Here is a 16,922-nt window from a genome sequence, read left to right on the forward strand (position 1 = left end):
TCCGCCGCGTACAGGTGCGTACTCAAGGGTTCGCGCTCGCCTGGCAGCGCCGTCCTGAGCGGGCCGCCCACCTAGGAGTAGCGGACGGGGAGGTGTTTGATGCCGTTGATCCAGCCGGAACGCAGGCGGGCCGGTTCGGCGACCTTCCGGATGTCGGGCATGTGGTCGGCGATCGCGTTGAAGATGAGGTCGATCTCCAGGCGGGCGAGGTTCGCGCCGATGCAGTAGTGCGTGCCGCTGCCGCCGAACCCGAGGTGCGGGTTGGGGCTGCGCATGATGTCGAACTTCTCCGGGTGGTCGAACACCTCGGTGTCGTTGTTCGCCGAGCTGTAGAACATCGCGACCCGCTGGCCGGCCTTGATCGGCTGCCCACCGAGCTCGGTGTCCTGCGTCGCGGTGCGCTGGAACGCGATGATCGGCGTCGCCCACCGCACGATCTCGTCGGGCGCGGTGCGCGGCCGCTCCTTCTTGTACAGCTCCCACTGGTCGGGGTGGTCGAGGAACGCGTTCATCCCGTGGGTGATCGCGTTGCGTGTGGTCTCGTTGCCGGCCACCGCGAGGATGAGCACGAAGAACCCGAACTCGTCGTCGCTCAGCCCGCTCTCGCCCTCCTGCGCGTTGATCAAAGTGGTGACCAGGTCGTTCGCGGGGCACTTCCGCCGCTCCTCGGCCATCCCCATCGCGTACCCGAGCATGTTGGCCGACGCCATGTTCGACGCTTCCGTGGCCAGTTCGTCGTCGTCGGAACCGATCATCTGGTTCGACCACTCGAAGACCTTGTGCCGGTCCTCCTGGGAGACGCCGAGCAGGCCGGCGATCGCCTGCAGCGGCAGCTCGACCGCGACGTCGTTGACGAAGTCACCCTCGCCCTTCGCGGCGGCCTCGTCGACGATCGTCCGCGCCCGCGCGGCCAACTCCTCGCGCAGGCTGTTCACCGCGCGCGGCGTGAACATCCGGGACACGATCGAGCGCTGCGCGGTGTGCTTCGGCGGGTCCATGTTCAGCAGGATCAGCGACTGCATGTCGATCGCGTCGCGCGTCATGTCCGGCCCGAACCGGACGATCGCGGTATTCGTGGTGCTGGAGAACACCGACGGGTTCCGCGAGATGTCCACGATGTCGGCGTGCCGGGTGACCACCCAGTAGCCGTCGTCCTCGAAGCCCGCGATGCCGTGCGGCTGCGCGTTCCACCAGACCGGCGCGGTGCGGCGTAGCTCGGCGAACTTCTCCAGCGGCACACCCTCCTGCATGTACAGGTCGGGATCGGTGAAGTCGATGCCGGCGGGAATGTCGGGAGCGGTCATGACGACGACCTCCGCTGTGAGGTATCCGTGCGAGTAACCAGACGCTACATGATCAACTGGAACCTGTTCTAGTATCGACGTCGCCCCCGAGCGAAGGAGCACGTATGGGAACCCCGGTCATCGTCTCGGCCGTGCGGACGCCGATCGGGCGTCGCCGCGGCCGGCTCTCCGGCCTGTTCCCGGCCGAGTTGCTCGGCGTCGCGCAGCGAGCGGCCGTCGACCGCGCCGGCCTCCCCGCGTCGGAGGTCGAGCAGGTGATCGGCGGGTGCGTCACCCAGGCCGGCGAGCAGGCGGGCAACGTCACCCGGGTGGCCTGGCTGCACGCGGGCCTGCCGGAGAGCACCGGCGCGACCACGATCGACGCCCAGTGCGGGTCGGCGCAGCAGGCCACGCACCTGATCGCGGCCCTGATCGCGGCCGACGCGATCACCGCGGGCATCGGGTGCGGCGTCGAGGCGATGTCACGGCAGCCGCTGGGCAGCAACATCTCCGAGGACAAGAAGCCGAAGCCCGACAGCTGGACCATCGACCTGCCGAACCAGTACGGCGCCGCCGAGCGCATCGCGGTGCGCCGGGGCCTCACCCGCGCCGACACCGACGCGTTCGGCGTCCGGTCGCAGGCGCTGGCCGCCGCCGCGTGGGCGGAGGGGCGCTTCGAGCGCGAGATCGTGCCGGTGGAGCTGCCCGACGGCACCGTCGTCCGGCGCGACGAGGGGCTGCGCGAGACCACGCTCGAAGGGCTGCGCGCGCTGAAGCCGGTGCTCGACGGCGGCGTGCACACCGCCGGCACGTCGTCGCAGATCTCCGACGGCGCGGCCGCGCTGCTGCTGATGGACGCCGCCGCCGCGGCCGAGCGCGGGTTGACGCCGCGGGCCCGGATCGTCGCGCAGGCGCTCGTCGGCGCCGAGACGTACTACCACCTCGACGGGCCGGTGCAGGCCACCGCGAAGGTACTCGCCGGCGCCGGGATGAAGATCGGCGACATCGACGTGTTCGAGGTCAACGAGGCGTTCGCGTCGATCCCGCTGTCGTGGATGTCGGTGCACGAACCGGCCGCCGACCGGGTCAACGTCAACGGCGGGGCGATCGCGCTCGGGCACCCGGTCGGCTCGACCGGCGCGCGCCTGCTCACCAGCGCGCTGCACGAACTCGAACGCCGTGACGCCGAGACCGCGCTGGTGACGATGTGCGCCGGTGGCGCACTGGCCACCGCGACGATCCTCACCCGCGCGTAGTCAGCCTCGCCCGCACGTACCCCGCCAGCACCAGCGCGATCCAGACCAGCCCGTGCACGCTCAGCAGCACGACGTCGACCACCGCGTTGTCGTTGGCCGCGCGGACGGACGCGGTCAGGCGCGGCACCAGCCACCCGAGCGGGTCGACCGACCCCGACCCCAGGCCCAGCACGAGCACGACGCCTGCCACCAGCACGATCGTCGCGCGGCCGAGGTCGGGGCTGGTCGCGCGGGACGCCCAGGCTCCGATCGCCAGCCCGGTCAGCGCGCTCAGCAGGTGGATCCAGAGCCCGAACAGCAGGCCGGTGAGGGCGTGCCCGGTCTGGACCGCCCCGATGACCCAGGGCAGCACGAGGGCGATCACGATCGTCAGCGTCGCGGGCAGCAACGCCGCCAGCAGCCCCGCGAGGACCTCACGCACCGGCCCGCCGACCACCACGCTCGACAGCAGCCGCTGCGTGTCCGGTTCGGCGTCCAGCACGAGCTTGGCCTGCCAGGCCAGCACCGGCAGCAGCACCAGCGCCGACGTGCCGTACGCCTCGACACCGGGCGCGGCGCCACCGGCGTGCAGGACCGCGAGCAGCACCACGGTGGCGATCAGCGGCGCGAGCGCACGGCGGGTGCGCGCGTACCCGGACACCCGGCTGCCGGCGAGCGCGCCGACCCGGGACGCGGTGGCGACGCTCACCGGGCGGCCCCCACCGATCGCACCACGTGCCCACCGGCACGCAGCCACGCCACCACCGCGGCGACCTCCTCCGCGTCGACCACCACTTCGATCACCTGCGCCTCCCGGGACGTGGCCCGCACCGTCAGCCGACCCTCGGCCAGGCACCACTCGGCATCCGGGTGCAGCCCGGCCAGCTCACCCCGGTGATCGGACACGACGACCACCCCACCGGCCGCGGTGACCTCACGCACCAGCGCCGGCAACTCGGTGCGGGTCGCCGCGTCGAGGCCCTCCCACGGCTCGTCCAGCACCAGCAGGCCCGGGCGGACCAGCAGCGCCTGCACCAGCCCGACCTTCTGCGCGGTGCCCTTGGACAGTTCGGACAGGCGGGTGTCGAGGAACGGCGTGAGGTGCAGACGCTCGGCCCAGGCGTCGATCACCGGTGCGCCGAGCGTCCGCCCCCGGACCCGGCCCACGGTGGTCAGATACTGCCTCGTCGTCCAGGCCTGCTCGGCCGGGAACCGCTCCGGCACCCAGCCCACGACCGCCGGGCGCCCCATCACCTCGCCGCGGGTCGGCGCCAGCACCCCGGCCAGCACGCGCAGCAGCGTCGTCTTGCCGGCGCCGTTGCGCCCGGTCACCGCCGTCACCGTGCCGCGCGGCAACACCCCGTTGACGCCGGTGAGCACCCAGGGGCCGCGCCGTCCGAATCGGAGGGAGACGTTCTGCAGCGCCAGACCGGTCACGCCGACCGATCGTACGCAATGGGAGGAAGCCGTGGGGCGCGCGTGCCGCCCCGGACGACTGTCCACGGTCCCGCGTGAAAACCCTGCTGACGCCGGGCTCCCACTCCTGGTATGCCTGTTCCGGGCTGGAAACCTCCAGCGCCGGTCACAGCGTCGGTCGGGGGCACCGATGCTCCTTCCTCAGCTGATGCGTCCGCTGCCGGCGGGGTCACCCGGAGCGCAACCCGGCGCGGGGATACTCGACACCTCGTTCTACACGGTCATCTCCGGGCCGGTGGGCTCTTATCTGGCCGAACGGCTCGCGGCGGCGATAGCCTCACGCAACCGCTGGAACGGGTGCGTCTGGCTACGGCGGCCCCAGCGGACCCTCCGGTCCCTCGACGCGGCGCTCGGGGAGGCCTGCGCGAAACGGTGGAACGCTGACCCGCACCCCCTCGACGACCCGCGGCGCCGGCTGGAGCAGGCCCTGCTCCGCTCGCCGGAAGGAGCCGTCGTGGTCGTCGAGGTCACCGACCTCACCACGGCGATAGGCCGCTTGATGACCGGCCTGCGCCCGCTCGCGTCGGAGCGTGGCGTCCGCCTCGTCGTGGTGACCGAAGGTCTGCACCTCCCGGTCCTGCGTTTCGCGCCCGACACCCTGGTGACGCCGGCCGCGCTCGGGGGTCGCGACGGGCTGGCCGCCCGGATCGGCGAGGCCGCCTACGCCCCGGTGGCGGCGAAACGGCTGGCCCGCCTGGCCGAGCGGCGGCCCGCCGTGGCCACCGACCTGCTCGACGCCGCGGCGGTCTGGCCCTCCGACGTGCTGGGCGGCGCGCTGGCCGGACGGATCCGGACGCTGGAGCGGGTCACCGCCGCGCTCCTCGAACTCTGCACCCCCGCGCAGCGCTCAGCACTGGAGGCGTCCGTGTCGACCGGTTACTGGCACCCGCAGCTCGACACCGGCGTCGTCCGGGCCGCCGACCTGCGACCGTGGCTCGTGCCGCTGGAGGAGTCCTGGAGCTGGGTCCGTCCGATCTGGCTGGCACCGCTGCGGCGCGCGCTGGCCGCACGGGAGCGCCGGGGACCCCGGTCCGTCGTGGCCGTTCCGGCCCCTCGACCGGTCGTCCGGGACCGTTCGCCGGGCCGGGGCGTCGTCGAGGCCCGGCTGTTCGGTGGTTTCGAGGTCCGGGTCGACGGCATCGCGGTCGACTTCCCCGGCCGGCGCGGACGGAGCGTGCTGCGGTTCCTGCTGGCGCGGCCGGATCGCCGCTGCCCGCGGGACCAGTTGCTCGAGGAGTTCTGGCCCGACGTCGACGAGCGGGCGGCACGCAACCGGCTCCAGGTGGCGATCAGCGGTCTGCGCTCCGCGCTGCGCCCGGCGACGAACGACCACGTCATCGAGTACGTCGCCGACGGGTACCGGATCTCGCCGGCGGTGCGGGTGCACACCGACGTCGAGGAGTTCGAGGACGCGCTCGGCGCCGCGCGCACCGCCGAGCACCGCGGCCGGCCGGACGTCGCGCTGGGCGCCTACCACCAGGCCATCGATCTGTACCGCGGCGACTTCGCCGCCGACGTGCCGTACGAGCCCTGGACGCTGCTGCCCCGCGAGCGCCTACGCCTGCGGTACCTCGACGCGCTCGACGCCGCCGGCCGCATCTCGCTGGGCGCGGGGCGGATCGACGACTGCATCGTGACCGCGCACCGCGTGCTGGAGGTGGACCCCGGCCGGGAGGACGCGCACCGGTTGTTGATGCGCTGCTACCTCCGGCAGGGGCGCACCCACCAGGCCCTGCGTCAGTACGAGCTGTGCCGGCGCCTGCTCGCCGCGACGCTCGCGGTCGAACCGGCGCCGGAGACCACGGCGCTCTACCGCTCTATCCGGCCGCGATGAGCTGCGGCAGCGGGCCGTGGACGGGGACGAGACGAATGCGCGCTCGCCGGACCCCGGCGGGCAGGACGACGTCGGTGAAGCTCAGGATCAACGGGGCCGGGGGCTCGTGTGCGCCGCTGAGCGAGGCACGCACCGTCCACTCGCCCGGTTCGCCGTACGGACGGTCGAGCAGGTCGGCGTGGTACCGGAACACGGGCGCCGGGCTCCGACCGACGGGCCGCAGGGTCTGCTCGACGGTCCGGCGACCACCGACGAGCCGGCCCGCATCGAACGTGGCCGCGCCTCCGTCCGGCTCGCTCCCCCGGCACGCCGCCAGCGACGGTGGAGGCGGCCACGGGCCCCCGGCCGCGGGCTCGGACGGGCCCGGGGTCGCGGGCTCGGACGCTGGGAGCGCCGGGCGGGCCGGCGTGGGGTCCACGCCGGCTTCCGCTTCGACGAATCGGGCGATCGCGTCCGCGCCCCAGCCGGCCACGGCCAGTTCGCGCCCGCTCCGCACGTGCGTGATCGTGCCGTGCGTCGGCCGACCGTCCGCGGTCAGCGAGAGCCGCAGTACGAACGCCTCGTGCCGGTGCTCCAGTGCCGCCCCGGTGCCGGCTGCCCCGTGGTCCGAGAGTTGCTCGTAGAGCTCCTGCAACCGGTCGCCGGTCCGCTCCCGCGTGCCCCGCAGTGCGCCCACGATCTCGGTGAGCGCGGCCCAGGTGACGACACCGGCGCGGTGCAGACGTGACTCCGCACCGGCCCCGATGCCCTCCAGGTCGCGGAAGCTCGCACCGACGGGCGGGACGGCCCCGGCCCGGATGCCGGTCACTACGGTGATTCGACCTGGATGATCGGCCCTTCGAAGAAGCCGGTCAGGTCGTAACCGGGAGACCCGACCGACCGGCTGTTCAGGAACACGGTCGCGATCAGTTTGTAGATTCCGCTGTTGCCCGCGCTGTCCTCCTTCAGGAGGTTCGCGGGGACCACGAGGTCGACGGTGAACAGCTCCCGGTTCGGCCGCACCGGGTCCGGGTTCGCCGCCGCCGTGCCGCGCCGCGCGACCGTCGTGTCCCGCCCGAGCTCGATCTCGTCGCCGGGGCCGATCGACTCGGCGTAGACGCGCACCAGCCAGGTGGGCGCCCCGCGGTCGAGGAAGAGCGGTGCGAGCTGACCGAAGACCTCCCACGCGACCCGGAGCGTGAACGGCTTCGCCGGGTCGACGACGTGGTTGCCGGTGCCGCCGTTGAACGGTTGCGGATCGATGACGGCCAGCGCGGTGATGGCTCCCTCGATCGAGCTCGGGTCACCCGGGTTCCGCGGCCCCACATTGGGGTCGAACTGCAGCACCATCTGACACCCTCCGGATTCGGGTCGCCGCGAGCCGGCGACCTCCGGAACAACGCTAGGGACGACGCTTAGCGACCCACCCGTTCAGCGCCCCGATGGCGAGTTCAGCTTTCGCTAAGCGCATTCTCAGCGGATCACCGAGACGTTCATGCGCAGCCCCGGTGACCCGCCCGAATGCGTCGCGAAGAAATCACCCTTGTCGATCACGGTGAGCCCATCGACACCGGCTACGAGTCGTCGTCCACAGTCGGGGCGAGAACAGACGTAGAGCACTTCCCCGGGCATTTGTGCCTCGATAAGCAATTCGTGGTGTTCCATCGTGTCCTCCCGACGGGTGGGGTACACAATGGGTTCCCGGTCCGCCGGCGCTCACACGCTCAGATCCAGTCGTCGGGTTCCGGCCAGGCGAACCACGGTTCCGGGTCGGACGTCGCGGTGTAGCGGCCCCGGTGGAACAGCAGGGGCGCGTGCCCGGCCCCGGGCGCTTCCAACGCGTCGACGCGGCCGACGACGATCTGGTGGTCACCGCCCGGGTACACCGCCTCCACCCGGCAGTCGATCCAGGCCAGCGCGCCGTGCAGCACCGGGGACCCGGACGGCGCCGCGCTCCACCCGACGACGTCGAACTTGTCCGCGCGCCGGGCGCCGAACACCGCGCTCACCTCGGCCTGGTCGGCCCCGAGCACGTTGACGCAGAACGTGCCGGCGCGCGCGATCACCGGCCAGCTGCGTGACGTCGCGCTGGGGCAGAAGACGACCAGCGGTGGCTCCAGCGACAGGGCGGAGAAGGACTGGCAGGCGAAGCCGACCGGCTCGCCGTCGAGGCTCGCGGTCACCACCGTGACGCCCGTGCAGAACTGTCCGAGCACCGACCGGAACGTGCCCGGATCAACCGTTGGCGCCGACACTGAAGTCATGCCCCCAGAGGCTCACCGCGGTGCTCTCCCGCGCGATCCAGTCGTCGTCCTCGACCTGCCGGCCACCCGTACCGAACTCCACGTCGAAGCCGCCGGGCGTTTTCATGTAGAACGACAGCATCAGGTCGTTGACGTGGCGGCCGAGCGTCGCCGACATCGGCACCCGGTGGCGGCGGGCCCGGTCGAGCGCGAGCCCGACGTCGTCGGTGTCCTCGACCTCCACCATCAGGTGGACGATGCCCGACGGCGTCGGCATCGGCAGGAACGCCAGGCTGTGGTGGCGCGGGTTGCAGCCGAAGAACCGCAGCCACGCCGGCGGCCCGTCCTCGGAACGGCCGACCGCGATCGCCGGTAGCCGCATCGAGTCACGCAGCTTGAAGCCCAGCACGTCCCGGTAGAAGTGCAGCGCCTCGGCGTCGTCGCGGGTGGACAGCACGACGTGCCCGAGCCCCTGCTCACCGGTGACGAACCGGTGCCCGTACGGGCTCACCACCCGGCGGTGCTGCAGCGCGACCCCGGAGAAGACCTCCTGGGTGTTGCCCGAGGGGTCTTCGAACAGGATCAGCCCGGTGACCTTCCGGGATGCCTTCTGCTCGGGCGTGCCTTCCTTCCACGGAACGCCCGCGGCGTCGAGCCGGGCCTGGATGTCGCGCAGGCCCTCCTCGTTCGCGGTCTCCCAGCCGGTGGCCGACAGCCGATCGGCCTCGCCCCGGACGATCACCAGCCGGGCCGGGAAGTCGTCCATCCGCAGGTGCAGCTCGCCCTCGGGCGCGCCGGTGCCCTCGACCATGCCGAGCACCTTCAGCCCGTACGTGCGCCACGCCTCGAGGTCGGTGCACTCGACGCGGAGATACCCCAGCGACGTGATCATCGAAGACCCTGCCCTCCTAAGAACGCCTCGGTCAGCCGGTTGAACTCGTCGAACTTCTCGAGCTGCGCCCAGTGCCCGCACCGGCTGAAGACATGCAGCTGGACGTCGGGCAGCTGCTTGAGCGCGACCAGGGCGCCGTCGAGCGGGTTCACGCGGTCTTCGCGGCCCCAGATCATCAGCGTGGGCTGCTGGATGCGGTGGGCCTCGCGCCAGAGCTGCCCCTCTTCGGGGTGCTGGAAGAAGGACATGCCCATCGCCGTCATGGCCCGCAGCGACTCGGGGTCGCTCGCGGCCGCGAAGCGCTCCGCGACCAGCTCGTCGGTGATCAGCTTCTGGTCGTGGACGAGCGTGCGCAGGAACGCCTTGAGCTTCTCGGGCGTGGGGCCGGGCGGTGCGCCGAACTTCCCCAGACGCTGGACGCCCTCGGTGGGGTCGGCGGCGAACACGTTCAGGCCCAGGCCGCCGGGGGCCATCAGCACGAGCCGCCGCGCCCGGCCGGGGTGGGTGAGCGCGAACCGGGTTGCCACGCCTCCGCCGAGCGAGTTGCCGACGAGGTCGACCACCTCGATGCCGAGTTCGTCGAGCAGCTCCGCGAGCACCCCGGCGGCGTAGGTGAAGTACTGGGGATGCTCGGTGCGCTTGCCGGAGCGTCCGAAGCCGGGCATGTCGACCGCGAGCACCCGGGCCGACTTGCTGAACACCTCGACGTTGCGCCCGAAGTTGCTCCACGCGTTCGCGCCCGGCCCACCCCCGTGCAGGAGCACCAGCGGTGGCCGGTCGGCCGACTCGTCGCCCAGGTCGTGGTAGTGCACGTCCAGACCGGACGGGACGGCCAGCGTGTGCCCGTCCATCAGAACATCCCGTCGGTGACCGGGAGCCCCAACTCGGCCCGCCCGTACATCACCAGGGCGCGCTCGACGTCGTTCGCCGCGTGCACCCGGGCCGCGTGGGCGTCGCGCCAGAACCGGGAGATCACCGACGGCGCGTTGATCGCCTTCCCGCCGGCGCTCTCGTAGAGGCTGTCGGTGGCGTCGATCGCGCGTGCGCTGCCGAGCACCTGGTCGCGGCGGGCGCGTAACCGCATCTCTATCGGGATGCGCGTGTTCTCCACCGCGAGCGCGTACTCCTCGTTGACGTCGCGTTCGAGCTGCAGCCAGGCGGCGTCGATCTCCGCCGCGGCGCGGGCGACGCGGACCTGCGCGAACGGGTCGTCCTTGGCTTTCTCACCCAGGTACGACGCGCGGACCCGGGCCTTGGTGTGCCCGGCGTAGGCCTCGTACGCGCCGTCGGCCATGCCGATCAGCGGCGCGGTGATCGCGAACGGGTGGATCGTTCCGTACGGCATGCGGTAGAGCGGGCCGTCGTTGAGCTCCTGGCCCGGGCACCGGACCTTCGCGGTGTTCTGGAACGAGAGCGTGCGGTGCTCGGGCACGAACACGTCGTCGATGACGACGTCGTTGCTGCCCGTGCCCCGCAGGCCGACGGTGTCCCAGACGTCCTCCACCGTGTAGTCGGTGCGCGGGAGGAGGAACGTGCGGAAGTCGGTGGGACGGCCGTCGTCGCCGATGACCAGGCCGCCGACCAGGACCCAGGTGGCGTGGTCGGACCCGGAGGAGAAGCTCCACCGGCCGCTGAACCGGAACCCGCCGTCGACCGCGGTGGCCCGGCCCTGCGGGGCGTACGAGGACGAGATGCGCGTGTCGAGATCGTCGGCCCAGACCTCGCGCTGCGCCTCTTCGGCGAACAGCCCGACGTGCCAGGGGTGGACGCCGAGCACCGACGTGACCCAGCCGGTGGCGCCGCACGCGCTCGCGATCAGCCGGACGGCTTTGTAGAAGACGATCGGGTGCGCCTCGTGACCGCCGTAGCGCTGCGGCTGCAGCAGCCGAAGCACGCCGGTTTCCTGCAGCGCCTGGATCGACGCGGCGGGGATGCGGCGCCCCGCCTCCGTCTCCGCGGCGCGCTCGTGGAGCACCGGGAGGAGGTCGCGTACCGCGTCCAGCACTTTTTCGTCGACGGTCTCCATCGCTGGGCTCTCTCCGTCTCTCGGCAGTCAGGGGTAGCCTAGAACACGTTCTTTTTCGTGTCGAGGAGCCGCACGTCAGAGCCGGGTGGCGCTCCTCGGGATCAAAACTATAACCTGTTCTATGTCAGGGCCCGAAAGATCGGGAGGTTCAGCATGACGCTGACGAGCTCCGACGGTGACGTGCGGACGATCGATGCGGGCACTCCGCAGGCTCGTTACGCACGCGGTTGGCACTGCATCGGCCTGGCCGAGCGGTTCCGCGACGGCAAGCCGCACGCGGTGCAGGCGTTCGGCACCAAGCTCGTGGTGTTCGCCGACACGGCGGGCGCCATCCACGTGCTCGACGGGTACTGCCGGCACATGGGCGGCGACCTCACCCAGGGCACGGTCAAGGGCGACGAGGTGGCCTGCCCGTTCCACGACTGGCGCTGGTCGGGCAACGGGCGCTGCGCGGCGATCCCGTACGCCCGCCGCGTGCCGCCGCGGGCGCGCACCCGCTCGTGGCTGACGCTCGAGCGCAACGACCAGCTGTTCGTCTACAACGACCCGGAGGGCAATCCCCCGCCGCCGGGCGTCGACATCCCGGCGATCGCCGAGCGCGACACGTACAGCACCTGGACGTGGGACAGCGTGCTCGTCGAGGGCTCCCACTGCCGGGAGATCATCGACAACATGGTCGACATGGCCCATTTCTTCTACATCCACCACGCGTTCCCGGTGTACTTCAAGAACGTGTTCGAGGGCCATGTCGCCAGCCAGTACCTGCACTCGCGGGCCCGGCCCGACACCGGTCTCGGCGCCAACAGCGACCCGGGCGATCTGTTGCGTTCCGACGCGTCGTACTACGGGCCCTCGTACATGATCGACTACCTGTGGAACGAGATGGCCAACGGTTTCACGCTCGAAACCGTGCTCATCAACTGCCACTACCCGGTCTCGCCGACGTCGTTCATGCTGCAGTGGGGCGTCATGGTGAAGAAGATCCCCGGGGTCGACGACGTGACGTCGGACAAGATCGCGCGCAAGCTCTCCAAGGGCTACGGCACCGGCTTCCTGCAGGACGTCGAGATCTGGCGCAACAAGACCCCGATCGACAACCCGCTGCTCTGCGAGGAGGACGGGCCGGTCTACCAGCTGCGCCGCTGGTACGAGCAGTTCTACGTGGACGCGGCCGAGGTCACCGGCGACATGGTGGCCCGGTACGAGTTCGAGGTCGACACCGCCCGCGCCGTCGAGACGTGGGAGGCCGAAGTGGCCGAGAACCTGGCCCGGGCGCAGGAATCATGACGCGGGTCCTGCGCCGGGACGCCCACCGGGAGGAGCAGCTGCACGGCGGCTACCACCCGGTGGCGTGCGGCGCGTGCACCACGACGGTGCTGGTGCGCCACGCGAGCGCGAAGCAGACGTCGATCCAGTGGCCCGCCGACGCCGCCTGCCCCGAGTTGCTCGACCGGGGGCCCGACGGCGCCCCGGTGCGGGCGTGCACACGGCTCGGCGCGGCGATCCAGGCCGCGGAGCGTCCGTGACCTCGTACCGCTTACGGGTGGCCGAGGTCGTGGCCGAGACCGACGACGCCCGGTCGTTCGTGCTCGACGTCCCGCCGGAGCTCACCGAGGTCTTCGCCCACAAACCCGGCCAGTTCCTCACCGTGCGGGTGCCGGTCGAGCCGGCCGTGGCCCGGTGCTACTCGCTCGCCAACGCACCCGGTGATCCGCTGACCATCACCGTCAAGCGCACGGCCGACGGGTACGGCTCGGTGTGGCTGCACTCCCACGTGGCCGCCGGCGACACGCTGGAGGTGCTGCCGCCCGCCGGGCGCTTCCACCCGCGCTCGCTCGACGGCTCGTTCCTGCTGGTGGCGGCGGGCAGCGGCAGCACACCCGTGCTCGGCATCCTGCGCACGGTGCTGACGTCCGGCACCGGGCGCGTGACGCTCTTCTACGCCAACCGCGACGAGAACTCGGTGATCTTCGCCGCCGCGCTCCGTGCGCTGGCCGAGAAGTATCCCGACCGGCTCACCGTGCTGCACTGGCTGGAGTCGGTGAGCGGCCTGCCCACACCGGCCGCGCTGGGGCCGCTGCTCGCACCGTGGGCCGCCGGGGCGGAGGTCTTCCTGTGCGGCCCGGCGCCGTTCATGGCGGCGGCGGACCTGGCGCTGCGCGGGGCGGACGTCGCGCGCGTCCACGTCGAGAAATTCCAGTCGCTGGCCGAGGACCCGTTCGTCGACGTGGCGTACGTCCCACGCACGGCCGAGGGCGAACCGCTCGAGGTGGAGATCGACGGGGCCTGGCACACGCTGTCGTGGCCGGAGGGGCGGCGGATGCTCGACGTCCTGGTCGAGCACGGCCTGGCCGCGCCGTCGTCGTGCCGCGAGGGGCGCTGCGGCGCGTGCACGTGCCTGCTGGTCGACGGCGAGGTGGAGATGGTGAACAACGAGGTGCTCGACGCGACCGACCTGGCCGACGGGTACGTGCTGGCCTGCCAGTCGACGCCGAAGACCGGCCCGTTCCGGGTCTCGTACGACGCATGAGTCTGCCGCCGCGGCCCAAGCAGCTGGATTCCCCGCTGCTGCCGACGATCTTCCGCTACGCCTCGCGCGCGCAGGTATGGGTGTACCGCCGTACCCGCGGGCGCGTCGGGGGGAAGTGGCGCATCGGCGCCGGCTTCCGCAAGCCGGTGCCGACGCTGTTGCTCGACCACCGCGGGCGCACGTCGGGCCGGCTGTTCACCGTCCCGCTGCTCTACCTGGCCGACGGCGACGACCTGGTCGTCGTCGCGTCCCAGGGTGGCCTCGCGTCACATCCGCAGTGGTACCGGAACCTGTGCGCCTCCCCCGACACGTCGGTGCAGGTCGGCGGCGAGCGCCGGGCCGTGCGGGCGCGGGTGGCCACCGGCGAGGAGCGGGCGCGGCTGTGGAAGCGCGCGGTGGGCGTGTACGCCGACTTCGAGGCCTACCAGTCCTGGACCGACCGCGAGATCCCGGTGCTGGTGCTGTCGGCCCGCTAGGGCCCCGACCTCGAACTGTTCATGTCGCACGCTTCCGAAGACAAGTCGGGCTTGGTGAGGAGTCTGGCTGAGCGATTACGCCGGTGGGGGATCAAAGTTTGGTACGACGAATATTCCTTGAGCCCGGGAGACAGCCTCTCGAGATCACTCGACAAAGGTCTCGCCGCCACGAGATACGGCCTCGTGGTGATAAGCCAGCATTTCATCACCAAGCCGTGGACAGAGTACGAACTGCGCGGGCTGACCGCCAAAGAGATGCTCGGTCGAGACACAGTGATCATCCCGGACAAAATTGCGATAACGACGACCGACAAGAGCCTGGACGACGTTACGAATCTGGGAACTCATCGCGGGTATTTTCGCAACAGTCGAGCGGCAGTACCGCCCATCCAGTGCGTGCGTAACGAGGACGGCACCATCCTCTACGCGGGGCCGGAGCCTACTGACGAGGCGATCCGGACCTAAGGCTTGCGCGCGACACCGCCCCACATCTCGACCTCGCCGGGAGCCAGGTCGGTGGTGGCACGCCACTCCGCGATGCTCACCAGGCCCGGCTCCACCAGGTCCAGCCCGTCGAAGAACCGCGACACCTCCGCGAAGGAGCGGAACTGGCCCGGCGTCGACGCCATGATCGGCGCCAGCGCCTCCAGTTGCTCCGGCATCTGGTGGTCGATGGTTCCGTGGGAGAGCGCGAGGTGGCTCCCCGGCGCCAACGCGTCGACGAGCGTCCGCAGGTGGGCGTAGGGCGCGTCGGAATCCTCCAGGAAGTGCAGCACCGAGAACAGCAGCAGCCCCACCGGCTGATCGAAGTCCAGCGGCGCACGCGCGAGGATCTCGCCCGGGTCCCGGACGTCACCCTCGAGGTAGGTGGTGTTCCGGCTCAGCAGCGGCCCGGCGTGCAGCAGCACGATCGGGTCGTTGTCGACGTACACCACCCGCGCGTCCGGTGCGACCTCGTGTACGTTCCCGGCGCTCGGGATCCCGGTACCGACGTCCAGGAACTGCCGGACGCCCTGGTCGGACAGGTACGTCACGGCCCGCTGCAGGAACCGGCGGTTCTCCACCGCGGCGGTGCGGGTGCTCGGGAACGCGGCGGCGATCGCGTCGCCCGACGCCCGGTCGGCGGCGAAGTTCACGGTGCCGCCGAGCCAGTAGTCGTACCGCCGCGCGGGGTGGGGCACCGACGTGTCGATCCCGGGAGGAGCCGGCTCACTGTTCACAGACGCATTAGAGCGCACCCGCCGCATCGAGCGCCGCCAGGTACCCCGACGTCATCGCGGGCCCCAGCGTCGCCCCCGGGCCGGCGTACGTGCGGCCCATCACCTGCGCGCTGGTGTTGCCGGCCGCGTAGAGGCCCGGGATGACGCTACCGTCCTCACGCAGCACGCGCGAGCGCTCGTCGGTGACCAGCCCGCCCTTCGTCCCGAGGTCGCCCGGGACGATCTTCACCGCGTAGAACGGCGGCTTCACCAGCGCCGCGAGGTTGGGGTTCGGCTTCACCCTCGGGTCGCCGTAGTACCGGTCGTAGGCCGACTCGCCCCGCCCGAAGTCCTCGTCCTTCCCGGTCCGCGCGAACCCGTTGAAGCGCGCGACGGTCTGCTCCAGCGCGGACGCCGGAAGCCCGATCTTCTCGGCCAGGCCCGCCAGCGACGACGACTTCGCCGCCACCCCGGCCCGGTACCAGGAGCCGGGCAGCGGCTGCCGCGGCCCCTTCGCGGTGAACAGGTACCGGTCGCGGTAGCGCTGGTCGAACACCAGCCACGCCGGCACCGCCGGGTCGGCCTGCTCGTAGATCGCGTGTACCGCGTCGACGTAGGGCGCGGCCTCGTTGACGAACCGCTTGCCGTCGACGTCCACCAGCACGCACCCCGGCAGCGAGCGCTCGGCGAGCAGGAAGTAGGGCCCCCGGGGCAGCGGCACCGACGGCCCCCACCACGCGTCGTCCATCAGCCGTACCGCCGCACCGAGGTCCTGCGCGGTGCGGATGCCGTCTCCGGTGTTGGCCTCGGCGCCGACGGTCCACTCGGTGCCGATCGGCTCCTTCTGGTACTTCTTGCGCATCGTGTCGTCCCGCTCGAACCCGCCCGCGGTGAGCACGACGCCCTTCTCGGCGAGCAGGACGTCGGACTCGATCCGCACCCCGGCGACCCGCCCGTCCTCCACGACGAGCTCGAACATCGGCGTCGACAGCGACACCGGAACGTCGTGACGCTCCAGGCCCACGCGTAACCCGGCCGCGAGCGCCTGGCCCATCGTCAGCAGCTCCCGCCGGCGCATCCGGCTGCCCCAGGCCCGCGCGCCGACCCGGGCGGCGGTGGCCACCCCGCGCGGATGACGCATCGCCAGGTTCAGCCAGCGGAACTCCGCTTGCGTGATCGCCAGGCCGCCCTTGGCCGCGAGGTACGGCGGCTCGAGCGTCGAGCGCAGCGGGCCCAGCACCCCGGCGGGGAACGGCTTGGGCTCCACCGAGCGCCCCATCGGTCGTCCGCCGGGCGCCTCCGGGTAGTAGTCGGAGTAGCCGCGCACCCAGCCCAGGCGCAGCGGCGTCTCCCGCTCCAGCAGCGCCAGCATGTCGGGCCCGTGGCGTAGGAACGCCGCACGCAGCGCGGCGCCGTCCGCGTCGCCGGGGCGGGCCGCGGTGGTGACGATGTGCTCCAGGTAGGTGGCCGCCGCCGCGGCGTCGTCGACGACGCCGTCGCGCCGCAACACGTGGTTGTTCGGGATCCAGACGCCGCCGCCGGAGCGAGCGGTGGAACCGCCGTAGCAGGGCGACTTCTCCAGCACGATCGCGCGCAGGCCCGACGTGGCGGCGGTGAGCGCCGCGGTCATGCCGGCGCCACCGGCACCGACGACAACCAGGTCGAACTTCTTCGCAGCGGACATCGACGCTCCTCCGGTCACGGCCTCGATCTGTAACACGTTATAGAAAAGTCGGACCGCACCGCTAT

The 16,922-nt window shown here is 71.7% G+C and carries 19 protein-coding genes; 7 read left to right on the top strand and 12 right to left on the bottom strand.

Translation table 11 applies throughout. The annotated features are described in order from the left end of the window. Nucleotides 1-71: 71 nt before the first annotated feature. Entirely contained in the window at nt 72-1,304 is a 1,233-nt protein-coding gene (locus CRYAR_RS29575) for a cytochrome P450 (protein WP_035856613.1), read from the bottom strand. A 104-nt stretch (nt 1,305-1,408) separates the two neighbouring features. Between CRYAR_RS29575 and CRYAR_RS29580 the strand changes: the two genes are divergently transcribed. Continuing rightward, nucleotides 1,409-2,539, top strand: a complete 1,131-nt coding sequence (locus CRYAR_RS29580; RefSeq protein ID WP_035856614.1) for a steroid 3-ketoacyl-CoA thiolase — start codon at nt 1,409-1,411, stop codon at nt 2,537-2,539. Here the strand turns inward: CRYAR_RS29580 and CRYAR_RS29585 are convergent. Beyond that, nucleotides 2,526-3,227 carry a hypothetical protein gene (locus CRYAR_RS29585; RefSeq protein ID WP_035856615.1) on the bottom strand — a complete coding sequence of 234 codons (702 nt, stop codon included), beginning with the start codon at nt 3,225-3,227 and terminating at the stop codon, nt 2,526-2,528. The two genes, CRYAR_RS29580 and CRYAR_RS29585, sit on opposite strands and share 14 nt — an antisense overlap. Beyond that, complete coding sequence (locus CRYAR_RS29590; protein ID WP_211247701.1) at nt 3,224-3,955, bottom strand: ATP-binding cassette domain-containing protein; 732 nt, start codon at nt 3,953-3,955, stop codon at nt 3,224-3,226. The genes CRYAR_RS29585 and CRYAR_RS29590 overlap by 4 nt, the downstream gene beginning before the upstream one ends. A 169-nt stretch (nt 3,956-4,124) precedes the next feature. Here CRYAR_RS29590 and CRYAR_RS43815 point away from each other — a divergent pair, with 169 nt between their 5' ends. Further along, entirely contained in the window at nt 4,125-5,828 is a 1,704-nt protein-coding gene (locus CRYAR_RS43815) for an AfsR/SARP family transcriptional regulator (RefSeq protein WP_157018163.1), read from the top strand. Here CRYAR_RS43815 and CRYAR_RS29600 read toward each other — a convergent pair. The 7 genes from CRYAR_RS29600 to hsaA all read right to left on the bottom strand — a co-directional run bounded on the left by CRYAR_RS29600 (nt 5,812) and on the right by hsaA (nt 10,968). Continuing rightward, nucleotides 5,812-6,636 (bottom strand): hypothetical protein, encoded by an 825-nt coding sequence (locus tag CRYAR_RS29600; protein ID WP_035856617.1) that lies wholly within the window; start codon nt 6,634-6,636, stop codon nt 5,812-5,814. The genes CRYAR_RS43815 and CRYAR_RS29600 overlap by 17 nt on opposite strands. Beyond that, entirely contained in the window at nt 6,636-7,157 is a 522-nt protein-coding gene (locus tag CRYAR_RS29605; protein ID WP_035856618.1) for a hypothetical protein, read from the bottom strand. Before CRYAR_RS29605 ends, CRYAR_RS29600 begins: the two co-directional genes overlap by 1 nt. Before the next feature lie 123 nt (nt 7,158-7,280). Continuing rightward, complete coding sequence (locus CRYAR_RS47610) at nt 7,281-7,472, bottom strand: hypothetical protein (RefSeq protein WP_157018165.1); 192 nt, start codon at nt 7,470-7,472, stop codon at nt 7,281-7,283. 59 nt (nt 7,473-7,531) lie between these two features. Continuing rightward, entirely contained in the window at nt 7,532-8,071 is a 540-nt protein-coding gene (gene hsaB / locus CRYAR_RS29610; protein ID WP_035856619.1) for a 3-hydroxy-9,10-secoandrosta-1,3,5(10)-triene-9,17-dione monooxygenase reductase subunit, read from the bottom strand. Further along, nucleotides 8,043-8,942: an iron-dependent extradiol dioxygenase HsaC gene (gene hsaC / locus CRYAR_RS29615; RefSeq protein ID WP_035856620.1), complete on the bottom strand. Its 900-nt coding sequence runs from the start codon at nt 8,940-8,942 to the stop codon at nt 8,043-8,045. The genes hsaB and hsaC overlap by 29 nt, the downstream gene beginning before the upstream one ends. Continuing rightward, the gene (hsaD, locus tag CRYAR_RS29620) at nt 8,939-9,793 is read right to left on the bottom strand and encodes a 4,5:9,10-diseco-3-hydroxy-5,9,17-trioxoandrosta-1(10),2-diene-4-oate hydrolase (protein WP_035856621.1); all 855 of its coding nucleotides are present in this window, start codon (nt 9,791-9,793) and stop codon (nt 8,939-8,941) included. The genes hsaC and hsaD overlap by 4 nt, the downstream gene beginning before the upstream one ends. Then, nucleotides 9,793-10,968 (bottom strand): 3-hydroxy-9,10-secoandrosta-1,3,5(10)-triene-9,17-dione monooxygenase oxygenase subunit, encoded by a 1,176-nt coding sequence (hsaA, locus tag CRYAR_RS29625; protein WP_035856622.1) that lies wholly within the window; start codon nt 10,966-10,968, stop codon nt 9,793-9,795. Before hsaA ends, hsaD begins: the two co-directional genes overlap by 1 nt. A gap of 153 nt (nt 10,969-11,121) precedes the next feature. Between hsaA and CRYAR_RS29630 the strand changes: the two genes are divergently transcribed. The 5 genes from CRYAR_RS29630 to CRYAR_RS46110 are packed head-to-tail and all read left to right on the top strand — an operon-like array spanning nt 11,122 to nt 14,439. Continuing rightward, nucleotides 11,122-12,255 carry a 3-ketosteroid-9-alpha-monooxygenase, oxygenase component gene (locus CRYAR_RS29630; protein WP_035856623.1) on the top strand — a complete coding sequence of 378 codons (1,134 nt, stop codon included), beginning with the start codon at nt 11,122-11,124 and terminating at the stop codon, nt 12,253-12,255. Continuing rightward, nucleotides 12,252-12,494 (top strand): hypothetical protein, encoded by a 243-nt coding sequence (locus CRYAR_RS29635; RefSeq protein WP_035856624.1) that lies wholly within the window; start codon nt 12,252-12,254, stop codon nt 12,492-12,494. Before CRYAR_RS29630 ends, CRYAR_RS29635 begins: the two co-directional genes overlap by 4 nt. Continuing rightward, entirely contained in the window at nt 12,491-13,498 is a 1,008-nt protein-coding gene (locus tag CRYAR_RS29640; RefSeq protein WP_035856626.1) for a ferredoxin--NADP reductase, read from the top strand. The genes CRYAR_RS29635 and CRYAR_RS29640 overlap by 4 nt, the downstream gene beginning before the upstream one ends. Continuing rightward, a complete protein-coding gene (locus tag CRYAR_RS29645) occupies nt 13,495-13,974 on the top strand; it encodes a nitroreductase family deazaflavin-dependent oxidoreductase (protein ID WP_035856627.1) in 480 nt (159 codons plus the stop codon). The genes CRYAR_RS29640 and CRYAR_RS29645 overlap by 4 nt, the downstream gene beginning before the upstream one ends. Nucleotides 13,975-13,995: 21 nt before the next feature. Further along, entirely contained in the window at nt 13,996-14,439 is a 444-nt protein-coding gene (locus CRYAR_RS46110) for a toll/interleukin-1 receptor domain-containing protein (protein ID WP_084701088.1), read from the top strand. On the opposite strand, the gene CRYAR_RS29655 is transcribed toward CRYAR_RS46110, so the two are convergent. Both CRYAR_RS29655 and kstD read right to left on the bottom strand, forming a co-directional pair. Then, a complete protein-coding gene (locus CRYAR_RS29655) occupies nt 14,436-15,194 on the bottom strand; it encodes an SAM-dependent methyltransferase (RefSeq protein WP_035856628.1) in 759 nt (252 codons plus the stop codon). The two genes, CRYAR_RS46110 and CRYAR_RS29655, sit on opposite strands and share 4 nt — an antisense overlap. Nucleotides 15,195-15,201: 7 nt before the next feature. Next, nucleotides 15,202-16,857, bottom strand: a complete 1,656-nt coding sequence (kstD, locus tag CRYAR_RS29660; protein WP_035867899.1) for a 3-oxosteroid 1-dehydrogenase — start codon at nt 16,855-16,857, stop codon at nt 15,202-15,204. Between the last annotated feature and the right edge of the window lie 65 nt (nt 16,858-16,922).

This window comes from Cryptosporangium arvum DSM 44712 (genome assembly GCF_000585375.1).
In the GTDB taxonomy this organism is placed as follows: domain Bacteria; phylum Actinomycetota; class Actinomycetes; order Mycobacteriales; family Cryptosporangiaceae; genus Cryptosporangium; species Cryptosporangium arvum.